This window comes from Rikenella microfusus DSM 15922 (assembly GCF_000427365.1).
In the GTDB taxonomy this organism is placed as follows: domain Bacteria; phylum Bacteroidota; class Bacteroidia; order Bacteroidales; family Rikenellaceae; genus Rikenella; species Rikenella microfusus.
Genome location: NZ_KE386488.1, coordinates 1374029 through 1384968, shown reverse-complemented (window position 1 = coordinate 1384968; position 10940 = coordinate 1374029). Strand labels below are relative to the sequence as shown.

The 10940-nt window shown below is 55.8% G+C and carries 10 protein-coding genes and 3 tRNA genes; all 13 read right to left on the bottom strand.

Annotated features, from left to right (window positions below):
- Nucleotides 1-35 precede the first annotated feature (35 nt).
- On the bottom strand, nt 36-3887 hold the full coding sequence (rpoB, locus tag RIKMI_RS0106940; RefSeq protein ID WP_084135214.1) for a DNA-directed RNA polymerase subunit beta: 3852 nt from the start codon (nt 3885-3887) through the stop codon (nt 36-38).
- A gap of 355 nt (nt 3888-4242) precedes the next feature.
- Entirely contained in the window at nt 4243-4620 is a 378-nt protein-coding gene (rplL, locus tag RIKMI_RS0106935) for a 50S ribosomal protein L7/L12 (protein ID WP_027291007.1), read from the bottom strand.
- A 277-nt stretch (nt 4621-4897) separates the two neighbouring features.
- Entirely contained in the window at nt 4898-5428 is a 531-nt protein-coding gene (gene rplJ / locus RIKMI_RS0106930) for a 50S ribosomal protein L10 (RefSeq protein WP_027291006.1), read from the bottom strand.
- 23 nt (nt 5429-5451) lie between these two features.
- Complete coding sequence (rplA, locus tag RIKMI_RS0106925; RefSeq protein WP_027291005.1) at nt 5452-6141, bottom strand: 50S ribosomal protein L1; 690 nt, start codon at nt 6139-6141, stop codon at nt 5452-5454.
- Between the two features lie 20 nt (nt 6142-6161).
- The gene (gene rplK, locus RIKMI_RS0106920) at nt 6162-6602 is read right to left on the bottom strand and encodes a 50S ribosomal protein L11 (RefSeq protein WP_027291004.1); all 441 of its coding nucleotides are present in this window, start codon (nt 6600-6602) and stop codon (nt 6162-6164) included.
- A 76-nt stretch (nt 6603-6678) separates the two neighbouring features.
- Nucleotides 6679-7242 (bottom strand): transcription termination/antitermination protein NusG, encoded by a 564-nt coding sequence (gene nusG, locus RIKMI_RS0106915; protein WP_027291003.1) that lies wholly within the window; start codon nt 7240-7242, stop codon nt 6679-6681.
- 29 nt (nt 7243-7271) lie between these two features.
- The gene (gene secE, locus RIKMI_RS0106910) at nt 7272-7460 is read right to left on the bottom strand and encodes a preprotein translocase subunit SecE (RefSeq protein ID WP_027291002.1); all 189 of its coding nucleotides are present in this window, start codon (nt 7458-7460) and stop codon (nt 7272-7274) included.
- A 13-nt stretch (nt 7461-7473) separates the two neighbouring features.
- A tRNA-Trp gene (locus tag RIKMI_RS0106905) sits at nt 7474-7547 on the bottom strand.
- Between the two features lie 52 nt (nt 7548-7599).
- Nucleotides 7600-8787 carry an elongation factor Tu gene (gene tuf, locus RIKMI_RS0106900; protein ID WP_027291001.1) on the bottom strand — a complete coding sequence of 396 codons (1188 nt, stop codon included), beginning with the start codon at nt 8785-8787 and terminating at the stop codon, nt 7600-7602.
- A gap of 38 nt (nt 8788-8825) precedes the next feature.
- A tRNA-Gly gene (locus RIKMI_RS0106895) sits at nt 8826-8898 on the bottom strand.
- Between the two features lie 84 nt (nt 8899-8982).
- Nucleotides 8983-9065 (bottom strand) — tRNA-Tyr (locus RIKMI_RS0106890).
- A gap of 148 nt (nt 9066-9213) precedes the next feature.
- Entirely contained in the window at nt 9214-9837 is a 624-nt protein-coding gene (locus RIKMI_RS0106885) for a hypothetical protein (protein ID WP_037291654.1), read from the bottom strand.
- Nucleotides 9838-10291: 454 nt separating this feature from the next.
- Nucleotides 10292-10939, bottom strand: coding sequence for an NUDIX hydrolase (locus RIKMI_RS13325; RefSeq protein WP_037291652.1), 648 nt, complete (start codon nt 10937-10939; stop codon nt 10292-10294).
- Nucleotide 10940: the final 1 nt, after the last annotated feature.

Here is a 10940-nt window from a genome sequence, read left to right as displayed (position 1 = left end):
AAGTATGATGTGCTTTCCGGGTAATACGCGGGGCATTACTCGAGTTTGACGTTCAGCCCCAGCCCGCCGAGTTCGTGCAGCAGCACGTTCATGGCTTCCGGAATACCGGGCTGCGGCATGTTGTCGCCTTTCACAATCGCTTCGTAAGCCTTGGCGCGGCCTACCACGTCGTCGGACTTGATGGTCAGGATCTCCTGCAGGATGTTGGCGGCGCCGAACGCTTCGAGCGCCCACACTTCCATCTCCCCGAAACGCTGGCCCCCGAACTGCGCCTTACCGCCCAGCGGCTGCTGGGTGATGAGCGAGTACGGGCCGATCGAACGGGCGTGCATCTTGTCGTCGACCATGTGGCCGAGTTTGAGCATGTAGATCACCCCGACGGTCGCCGGCTGGTGGAACATCTCGCCGGTGCCGCCGTCGTAAAGGTAGGTGCGGCCCGAACGCGGGATACCGGCTTTCTCGGCGTATTCGTTGATCTCATCGAGGCTCGCCCCGTCGAAGATCGGCGTGGCGAACTTCACGCCCAGTTCCTTGCCGGCCCATCCGAGCACGGTTTCGTAAATCTGGCCGAGGTTCATACGCGAGGGCACGCCCAACGGGTTCAGCACGATATCGACGATCGTACCGTCGGCGAGGAACGGCATGTCTTCGTCGCGCACCACTTTGGCCACGATACCCTTGTTCCCGTGGCGGCCGGCCATTTTATCCCCGACGCGCAGCTTGCGCTTCTTGGCGATATAGACTTTGGCCAGCTGGATGATCCCCGAGGGCAGTTCGTCCCCGTTGGTGATGTTGTACTTTTCGCGCTTGAGATGGGCATCCAACTCCTTGTATTTGATAATGAAGTTGTTGATAAGCGCCTTGATCAACTCGTTCTTGTCTTTGTCGGAGGTCCACTTGGTCGGGTTGATGTTCAGGTAGTCGAGTTCCTGAAGCATCTTCTGGGTGAACTTGGTCCCTTTTTCGATCACTTCCATGCCGAAATAGTCCTGCACGCCCGTCGCGGTCTTGCCGTTTACCAGCGTCCAGAGTTTCGACACCAGGATTTCGCGCAGGGCGGCCACTTCTTTCTGGAAGTTGGCTTCGGCCTTCTCGATCTGAGCCTTTTCGCTCTGCTTGCCTTTCTTGCCGCTCTCCTTGCCGGCACGGGTAAACAGTTTTTTGTCCACCACCACGCCGTACAGCGACGGCTGCGCTTTGAGCGAAGCGTCCTTCACGTCGCCGGCCTTGTCGCCGAAAATGGCGCGGAGGAGTTTCTCTTCCGGACTCGGATCGCTCTCGCCTTTCGGGGTAATCTTACCGATCAGGATGTCGCCCGGCTTCACGTTCGCGCCGATGCGGATCACGCCGTTCTCGTCGAGGTCTTTGGTCGCGTCTTCGCTGACGTTCGGGATGTCGCTGGTCAGCTCTTCGACGCCGCGCTTGGTGTCGCGCACCTCCATGATATATTCATCGACATGCACCGAAGTGAAGATGTCTTCGCGCATCATGCGTTCGGAGATCACGATGGCGTCCTCGAAGTTGTATCCCTGCCAGGGCATGAAGGCTACCTTCAGATTGCGGCCCAGCGCCAGCTCGCCGTTGTCGGTCGAATAGCCCTGGGTCAGAATCTGCCCGGCGGTCACGCGGTCGCCCTTGCGCACCATCGGTTTGAGGGTGATCGAGGTGCTCTGGTTGGTCTTGCGGTACTTCGGCAGTTTGTACACGGTGACTTCCGGATCGAAGCTGACGAATTTTTCGTCTTCGGTGCGGTCGTATTTGATATGGATCTCGGTCGAGTCGGAGTGCACGACTTCGCCGTCGCGTTCGGCTACGACCTGCGTGCGGCTGTCGCCCACGACGGCCCCTTCGAGGCCGGTACCCACGATGGGGGCTTCGGCCCGCAGCAGCGGAACGGCCTGGCGCATCATGTTCGATCCCATCAGGGCGCGGTTGGCGTCGTCGTGTTCGAGGAACGGGATCAGCGACGCGGCGATGGAGGCGATCTGGTTCGGGGCCACGTCCATCAGCTGCACCTGGTCGGGCGTCACGACGGGGAAGTCGCCGTCCAGACGGGCTTTGATCTGCTCGTCGGTCAGCGTTCCGTCGGCGGCCACGGTCGCTTCGGCCTGTGCGATCACGAGTCCTTCCTCTTCTTCGGCAGAGTAGAACCGGATGTGCGAATTATCCGTATCCACCTTGCCGCCTTCGACGGTACGGTACGGAGTTTCGATAAAGCCCATATCGCTGATCTTGGCGAAGACGCAGAGCGAGGAGATCAGACCGATGTTCGGCCCTTCCGGAGTTTCGATCGGGCAGAGGCGGCCGTAGTGGGTATAGTGCACGTCGCGCACCTCGAAACCGGCGCGTTCGCGCGACAGACCGCCCGGCCCCAGGGCCGACAGACGACGTTTGTGGGTCAGTTCGGCCAGCGGGTTGGTCTGGTCCATGAACTGCGACAGCTGGTTCGTCCCGAAGAAACTGTTGATGACGCTCGACAGGGTCTTCGCGTTGATGAGGTCCACCGGGGTGAACACTTCGTTGTCGCGCACGTTCATCCGCTCGCGGATGGTACGCGCCATACGGGCGAAACCGACGCTGAACTGGTTGGCCAGCTGCTCGCCGACGGTGCGCACGCGGCGGTTCGAGAGGTGGTCGATGTCGTCCACGTCGGTCTTGGAGTTGATCAGCTGGATCAGGTATTTGATAATCGCGATCATGTCCTCGCGGGTCAGCACTTTGACTTCGCTCGGAATGTCGAGGTTCAGCTTCTTGTTGATCCGGAAACGTCCCACGTCGCCCAGGTCGTAACGTTTGTCGGAGAAGAACAGCTTGTCGATCACGTCGCGGGCCGTGGCTTCGTCCGGCGGTTCGGAGTTGCGCAATTGGCGGTAGATGTAAACTACGGCTTCTTTCTCGGAGTTGCAGGGGTCTTTCTGCAACGTATTGTACACGATGGAGTAGTCGCTGGCGGAGGCCTGTTCCTTATGCAGCAGCAGGGTCTTTTCGCCGGACTCCAGAATATCTTCGATATGGTCTTCGGAGAGGACGGTCTCGCGGTCGATGATAATTTCGTTACGTTCGATCGAAACCACTTCGCCGGTATCTTCGTCCACGAAGTCTTCGGTCCACGATTTCAGCACGCGGGCAGCGAGTTTACGGCCGACGGCCTTTTTGAGGTTCGCCTTGTTCACCTTGATCTCATCGGCCAGGTCGAAAATCTCGAGGATCTGCCGGTCGCTCTCGAAGCCGATGGCCCGCAGCAGCGTGGTCACGGGCAGCTTTTTCTTCCGGTCGATATAGGCGTACATCACGTTGTTGATGTCCGTGGCGAATTCGATCCACGAACCCTTGAACGGGATGATACGGGCGCTGTACAGTTTCGTGCCGTTCGAGTGCATGCTCTGGCCGAAGAACACGCCGGGCGAGCGGTGCAACTGCGACACGATGACGCGCTCGGCGCCGTTGATGACGAACGTCCCGCGCGGGGTCATATAGGGAACGGCCCCGAAATAGACGTCCTGAATCACGGGGTCGAAATCTTCGTGTTCGGGGTCGGTGCAATAGAGTTTCAGCTTCGCTTTCAGCGGCACGCTGTAGGTCAGTCCGCGCTCCAGACACTCGTCGATCGAATATCTCGGCGGGTCGATATAGTAGTCGATAAATTCGAGGACGAAGTTGTTCCGCGTATCGGTGATCGGGAAGTTTTCCATGAAGACTTTGTACAACCCTTCGTCCAGACGGTTTTCGGCCGTGGTTTCGAGCTGGAAAAAGTCCTTGAAGGATTTCAGCTGCACCTCCAGAAAGTCGGGATAGTCCATCCTGAGGTTCGACGAGGCGAAACTGATCCGCTGCGGTTTGCGGACGGTCGCCGCGGCTGCGTTGTTGTTGGTTGTGTTGGAAGGCATGTTCTTTGGTTACGGAATGAGTAATGTTTCTGAACAGCGCTAAAAGAACCCGGAACGATTGTTTGGCCAGGCCGTTCCGGAAAGGTTACGGAGTGTTTCATGTATGCCCGGTTTTAGCACGCCGGTCATGCAACTCTGCTCTTCCCCTTCGAGGGCCTGTTGTCTCTTTTATGGCGTCCGAAGCCGTTTGCGAACGGCTCCCCGCCTTCGGTTATTGTCCTCCCGCAGAATCGGAAGCTCAAAAACCAGAAAAAGGCGCAAGGCTCACCGGCAGTGAGCCTTACACCGTCTCTTGCTTCCAAGGCACTTATCGTCAGCCTCTTAAGGACTTCCGCACCCCGGAAAGGAACCGAAATTACTTCAGTTCTACTTCTGCACCGGCTTCTTCGAGCTGGGCTTTCAGCGATTCGGCTTCTTCTTTCGAAACGCCTTCTTTCACTGCTTTCGGAGCGCCGTCCACGAGGTCTTTAGCCTCTTTCAGGCCCAGGCCGGTCAGTTCCTTAACGACTTTCACAACCTGCAGTTTGGCCTGACCGCCCGATTTGAGGATCACGTCGAACGAGGTTTTTTCAGCGGCTGCACCGGCTTCGCCACCGGCTGCCGGAGCGGCAACGGCTACAGCGGCTGCTGCCGGTTCGATACCATACTCGTCTTTGAGGATAGTAGCCAGTTCGTTTACTTCTTTTACGGTCAGGTTTACCAGCTCTTCAGCCAGCGCTTTGATGTCTGCCATCTTCGTTATTGTTTAGTAAAGTTATTAAAATTGCTTGTTTGCCTCCTTCCGAGGGATCTTACCGCTACCTTCCGGTCCGGACGTCCGGTCCCCGCGCGCTGCGGTCTTTTCTGTAAAACGACCGCCGCATCGGATGAACCTGTCACGGTTGCCGCGGACCTACTCGGTGTCGCGCCCCTCTTCTTCGGGTTACAAACGGTTTGTTTTTGTTTCGAGGTAATCTCACTTCAGGCGGCCTTTCCGATACCGGAATACTCAAGCCGCCCTCCGAGGCGAGTTACTGGGCCCGGTTTTCGAGCGTCTTGACCAGCCCTGCGATCTTGCCGCCGGCAGAACCTTGCAGTGCGGAGATAACGTTCTTGGCCGGAGACTGGAGCAGTGCGATAACGTCGCCGATAAGCTCTTCGCGCGACTTGATATTGACGAGCTGTTCGAGCGAGCCTTCGCCCACATAAACGCACTCATCGACATAAGCGGCCTTGAGCATCGGTTTTTCGGCTCCTTTGTCCTTGCGGAAAGCCTTGATCAGTTTCGCCGGCGCATTCCCGGTGTTCGAGAACATGATGGAGGTAGAGCCTTCCAGAACGGCTACCAGTTCGTCCTGAGCCTTGCCGGTCTGTTCCAGCGCTTTGCCCAGCAGGGTGTTTTTCACCACGATGAGCTTGACCTCTTTCTCGAAGCAGCTTTTACGCAGGGCAGCGGTCTGCTCGGCGTTCATGCCGGAAATATCGGTCAGATAAAAATGCGTATAGGTCCCGAGCTGATCGGCTAAACTCTTGATTACTTCGGATTTTTCTTCCTTTCTCATCTCAATGTCTTATTGTTAGTCGATTAGTCAACGGATTTCGGATCGATCTGCAACCCCGGACTCATCGTAGTCGAGAGGTAGATGCTCTTGACGTAAGTCCCTTTGGCTGCGGCCGGTTTCAATTTCAGGATGGTATGCAGGAACTCCTTGGCGTTCTCTTCGATCTGTTTGGCATCGAAAGAGACTTTGCCGATCGAGGTATGCACGATCCCGAACTTATCGACCTTGAAGTCGATCTTACCGGCTTTGACTTCTTCGACGGCTTTGCCGACTTCCATCGTAACGGTACCGGTCTTGGGGTTCGGCATCAGGCCGCGCGGCCCGAGGATACGGCCCAGCGCACCTACTTTGGCCATTACGTTCGGCGTACAGATGATGACATCCACGTCGGTCCAGCCGCCTTTGATTTTTTCCACATACTCTTCGAGGCCTACGAAATCGGCGCCTGCGGCCTGCGCTTCGGCTTCCTTGTCCGGAGTGCAGAGCACGAGCACGCGCACGGTCTTACCGGTCCCGTGAGGCAGGGTCACCACGCCGCGGACCATCTGGTTCGCTTTGCGCGGATCGACGCCCAGACGAACGTCGATATCGACGGAAGCATCGAACTTGGTGAAGGTTATTTCCTTGAGGAGAGCGGCAGCTTCATCGACCTTGTGTACCTTACCCGGTTCCACTTTGGCGAGGACTGCTTTTCTGTTTTTCGTAAGTTTCATAGTGTTCTGACTTTTACTCCTTATTTGTTAGGAAATTCACCCGTTACGCTGATACCCATGCTGCGTGCCGTCCCGGCAACCATCCGCATGGCGGACTCAACGGTAAAGCAGTTCATGTCTTCCATTTTGCTCTTGGCGATCTCTTCGATCTGTTCCCAGCTTACGGAAGCGACTTTCTTACGGTTCGGTTCGGCGGAACCGGACTGGATTTTGGCTGCTTCCTTAAGCTGTACGGCCACCGGCGGCTGCTTGACGATGAAGTCGAACGACTTGTCGCTGTAAACGGTGATAACGACCGGCAGCACTTTGCCTCCTTTGTCCTGCGTCTTCGCATTGAACTGCTTGCAGAACTCCATGATGTTCACGCCTTTGGAACCCAGGGCCGGCCCTACGGGCGGCGAAGGATTCGCGGCACCACCTTTGATTTGCAGTTTGATGAAACCTGCAACCTCTTTTGCCATAGCTTTTTTCCTTTGAAACACAAAATGCGGGCTTTTTCGGAAAGCCCACAGTTCGCGCTTCGTTAACAAATGTTAGTTACTCTTTTTCCACTTGCATAAAACTCAGCTCCATCGGAGTTTTACGCCCGAATATCTTGACCGAAACCTGAAGTTTCTTACGCTCGTTATCGACTTTCTCGATCGTGCCGACGAAGGAAGCAAAAGGTCCGTCGATCACTTTCACGGATTCGCCTTCCACATAAGGAGTTTCGTTCTCTTCCTCCTGCGTGGCGAGCTCGTCCACACGACCCAGGATCCGGCTTACTTCCTGCGGCCTGAGAGGAGTGGCCTGCAGGGAGGATTCCTTGGTATCGCTCAGAAAACCGAGCACATTGGGAGCGTTGCGCAAGATATGCGGTATTTCGCCCACGAGGGCGGCTTGGACCAATACGTACCCCGGATACGAGATCCGCTCTTTGGTAATTTTCTTACCGTTGCGCACCTGGTAAACTTTTTCGGTAGGGATCAGCACCTGGGCGATATAGTCTTCGAGGTGCAAAGTGCGGATCTCGGATTCGAGATACTCTTTGACCTTCTTTTCCTTACCGCCGATGGCACGCACGACGTACCATTCCATGACCGGTTTCTCTCCGTTGCTCATAGCTCTGCTGGAATAGTCTTCCCGAAAAATTAATAAAGGATACTGTATATGCCCTTCATGATGGACTCAAAGCTGATGTCCATGGCCAGGATAACCAGCGCGAGGATCAGGGAAGCGATCATGACCACGATCGCGCTGTTCTGAAGCGAAGTCCAGGTCGGCCAGGTCACTTTGTGTACCAGTTCGTTATAGGCTTCTTTGACGTAAGTAGCTTTCATCGCTTTTCTTTTTTGGCAGGGGTGGAGAGATTCGAACTCCCATCAACGGTTTTGGAGACCGCTATTCTGCCCTTGAACTACACCCCTGTGAAAAGGCGGTACCGGGGTACCGCCTTCGGAATTATGTCGCGTGCGGAAACTACGCGATGATCTCGGTGATCTGACCGGCACCTACGGTACGGCCGCCTTCGCGGATAGCGAAACGCAGACCTACGTTGATGGCAACCGGGTAGATCAGTTCCACGGTGATGGTCACGTTGTCGCCCGGCATAACCATTTCAACGCCTTCCGGCAGTTGCACTTCGCCGGTCACGTCGAGGGTACGCAGGTAGAACTGCGGACGGTATTTGTTGTGGAACGGAGTGTGGCGGCCGCCTTCTTCTTTCTTCAGAATATAGACTTCGGCCTTGAATTTGGTGTGCGGGGTGATGGAACCCGGTTTGGCAACGACCATACCGCGTTTCACTTCTTTCTTGTCGATACCGCGCATCAGCAGACCCACGTTGTCGCCGGCTTCCCCTTCGTCGAGGAGCTTGCGGAACATTTCGACGCCGGTACATACCGATTTCTTAGCTTTTTCGCCAAGGCCCACGATTTCGACTTCGTCGCCGACGTGGATCACGCCGGTTTCGACACGACCGGTCAGCACGGTACCGCGGCCGGTGATCGAGAAGACGTCTTCAACCGGCATCAGGAACGGTTTTTCGTTTTCGCGCGGCGGAATCGGAATATAGTTGTCCACAGCATCCATCAGCTCCATGATCTTTTCTTCCCACTGCGGTTCGCCGTTCAGGGCGCCCAGTGCGGAGCCGCGGATGATCGGGGCGTTGTCGCCGTCGAATTCGTATTTGCTCAGCAGGTCGCGCACTTCCAGTTCGACGAGGTCGAGCATTTCCGGGTCATCGACCATATCGCATTTGTTCAGGAACACGACGATACGCGGAACGTTCACCTGACGGGCGAGCAGCACGTGCTCGTTGGTCTGGGGCATCGGACCGTCGGTAGCGGCCACAACGAGGATGGCACCGTCCATCTGAGCAGCACCCGTTACCATGTTCTTCACATAGTCGGCGTGGCCCGGGCAGTCTACGTGAGCGTAGTGACGGGTTGCGGTGGAATACTCAACGTGCGAGGTATTGATGGTAATACCGCGTTCTTTTTCTTCCGGCGCGTTGTCGATCGAGTCGAACGAACGCAGTTCCGAGAGGCCTTTTTTAGCCAGTACGGTAGTGATCGCTGCGGTCAGCGTGGTTTTACCGTGGTCAACGTGGCCGATGGTACCGATGTTCACGTGCGGTTTCGACCGGTCGAATTTTTCTTTTGCCATGGGTTGTAAGCGTTTAAGTGTTCTGTTTAATAATAAAGAGCGGAAGACGAGGTTCGAACCCGCGACCCTTAGCTTGGAAGGCTAATGCTCTACCAACTGAGCTACTTCCGCTTGTTTTTTTTCTTTACACCGAAAAGTCCCTTTCAAAACGAAACCGATTCGAACGGTTTTCGTCGTAAAAAGAAACGGATTTCGTGGGCGGAGATGGATTCGAACCACCGAAGGCGTAAGCCAGCAGATTTACAGTCTGCCCCATTTGGCCACTCTGGTATCCGCCCGAAAATCAATTGTTCAAAACAACGAATTTGCCCTCCGTAAGGGGCATTTCGGACGACAAAGATAGGCAATGGTTTTGAATTTGCAAACTTTTTGAGCCTTTATTCTCTTTTTTTCAATCCATTAGCCTTTTTTGCCATCCGGGAGCGGTCATAAGACCTTGTGTATGACGATCCCTTTGACCAGATACAACCGTATCAGATGCTCCCGGAGCACCCTCACCGGTTCGCTTCCCGCCCCGGCCGGAGCCGTCAGCCACAACGCATCCCGGATTTCCGGGTCGGGCTTCACGTACCGCAGCAGAGCGAACGCGGAAGTCACGGCCACATAAATTTCACCGGACAACACGGGCGCGAGCGGATCGACCTGCTCCAAAACGACAGTCGCCCCGGCCGGGACCTCCGGCGCCATCGCATCTCCCGTCACCGGCGCCGCGAAATCGCACTCCCCGAATCCGGGCATACGGATATAGTCGTCCGCATCGCATCCGGCCGTTTCGCAGACCAGCCGGAGCACGTCTTTCTTATAATAAGGTATCCCCTCCCGTTTCTCGTTTTCGGCAAACATGTCTCCTTCGCCGGTCAGCAGCCATGCCCGGTTCACGGACGGGTATTTACGGGTAATCAGTTCGGCCAGATTTTTACTGATGCTGTTATTCCCGCGTTTGATCTGATACAGGTTCTCGCTCCGCTTCAAACCGATTCCGGCAGCAAAAGCATTCGTGGACAGCCCCGTCCACTTGATCACCTGTTCCAGTCTTTGCCAATCTGTCATTTTTTCTGCCGAATATTTTGCACTTTCAATTTATTATTGCATATTTGCAATGAAAAACCAAAACTTTCACTCTGAAAGATTCCCGCCACACGGTTTCAAATATAAATATAAACGAATTCTCCGACTATACAAGAATATATACGAACGCTTTTATCCCCTATTATCAACTATCGTCAGTCTATCTATCGCCAACGTCTCCCGGCATTCCTGCCGGGAGACGTTACTATGGCCCGCTTCTTCACGGCCCGAAATCAGAGGCATCATACGCACTCCCGATCATGCGCATCGGCACACCGGCCGCTCAGCCGATGCTTTTTCGTTTCGCTCCGACCAGAGCACGACTGCCCGAACGACCGGGCGCGGAACGAAAACCGCCGGCACAAACCGCGCAGCGATGCCGGGAAAGGCCGTTCGAGCCCCGATTCCACGGCACGAAGTAAACGGACAGCGCAATTCAGCCTTTTTTAGCCGCGGCGAAGACTTCCCGGATCGTAGGGTACGTATTTTCCACATAGAAATGCAGGTTGTCCGGGGCGATCCATCGGATATCCGTTATCCCCTCCTCCGCCTGCGGCACCAGCTCTCCCGCTCCGTCATTAGCCATCGCATACCACGTAGTCCGTTTCAATATCCATTTCCCGCGCAGTTCGTACAGGTGATACGTGCGTGTCAGCAATTTTCCCAGTTCCAGCCCCGCGATCCCGCACTCTTCCTCTACCTCCCGCACCGCGCATTGCGCGATCTCCTCGCCCGGTTCCAGTTTGCCTTTCGGCAGATCCCAACGGCCGTTGCGGAAAATCATCAGCACCTCGCCCCGGGGGGAAGCGACCAAACCGCCGCCCGCTTCGATCGGAACGAACTGCGAGGCGAATTCCGCAAAAAAACGATCGGCATCCTCCTGTGTCGGAGAAACGAAAGCCACGGATTTGGCAGTCTCGAAAATTCTCTGCAAATTTGTTAATCCGAGCATGATACCGGCCCCGGCGTCCAGCGCACCGGCATCTATGACGAGCCACGAAGCCTCGGCCGGAGCGGACAGAGAGGCGCACTCCTGCGAGGTGCCGAACGCGACTACGTTATCCAAATAATAGACTTTTCTCATA

What these genes read in the sequence shown, in the direction of transcription:
- rpoB (WP_084135214.1), bottom strand. Translation starts at nt 3,887, where the DNA reads ATGCCTTCCAACACAACCAACAACAACGCAGCCGCGGCGACCGTCCGC.
- rplL (WP_027291007.1), bottom strand. Translation starts at nt 4,620, where the DNA reads ATGGCAGACATCAAAGCGCTGGCTGAAGAGCTGGTAAACCTGACCGTA.
- rplJ (WP_027291006.1), bottom strand. Translation starts at nt 5,428, where the DNA reads ATGAGAAAGGAAGAAAAATCCGAAGTAATCAAGAGTTTAGCCGATCAG.
- rplA (WP_027291005.1), bottom strand. Translation starts at nt 6,141, where the DNA reads ATGAAACTTACGAAAAACAGAAAAGCAGTCCTCGCCAAAGTGGAACCG.
- rplK (WP_027291004.1), bottom strand. Translation starts at nt 6,602, where the DNA reads ATGGCAAAAGAGGTTGCAGGTTTCATCAAACTGCAAATCAAAGGTGGT.
- nusG (WP_027291003.1), bottom strand. Translation starts at nt 7,242, where the DNA reads ATGAGCAACGGAGAGAAACCGGTCATGGAATGGTACGTCGTGCGTGCC.
- secE (WP_027291002.1), bottom strand. Translation starts at nt 7,460, where the DNA reads ATGAAAGCTACTTACGTCAAAGAAGCCTATAACGAACTGGTACACAAA.
- tuf (WP_027291001.1), bottom strand. Translation starts at nt 8,787, where the DNA reads ATGGCAAAAGAAAAATTCGACCGGTCGAAACCGCACGTGAACATCGGT.
- RIKMI_RS0106885 (WP_037291654.1), bottom strand. Translation starts at nt 9,837, where the DNA reads ATGACAGATTGGCAAAGACTGGAACAGGTGATCAAGTGGACGGGGCTG.
- RIKMI_RS13325 (WP_037291652.1), bottom strand. Translation starts at nt 10,939, where the DNA reads ATGAGAAAAGTCTATTATTTGGATAACGTAGTCGCGTTCGGCACCTCG.